Origin of the sequence: Paenibacillus etheri (genome assembly GCF_001012825.1) — a bacterium.
In the GTDB taxonomy this organism is placed as follows: Bacteria; Bacillota; Bacilli; order Paenibacillales; family Paenibacillaceae; genus Paenibacillus_AQ; species Paenibacillus_AQ etheri.
On sequence record NZ_LCZJ02000099.1, the window covers coordinates 1 to 254 of the forward strand.

Consider the following 254-nt stretch of genomic DNA (forward strand, 5'->3'; position numbering starts at 1 on the left):
CTGCGTTTAGCTAGTGTAATAAGCTGCTCGGCCCGCCGCAAACCCGCATGACGCTTCACATATTGCTTCCAGCCAGCAATGACTTGCTCTGTCGTTAAGCGGCTAATTTCTTTCGGGAGAGGAAACAGCCTTAAGGTGGCAATGCTACTAGTGCAGGTGAGAATTTTGAAGACATGCCGAAGTTCTGGGAACACAATATCTACCCAGCGATGAATCTGGTTAACGGCACTGTTAAGGCGTTTGGTAACCGTGTC

At 49.2% G+C, this 254-nt stretch carries 1 pseudogene; it reads right to left on the reverse strand.

The features are described from left to right. A pseudogene (locus UQ64_RS31480) lies at window positions 1–254 on the reverse strand (IS110 family RNA-guided transposase); the annotation flags it as partial.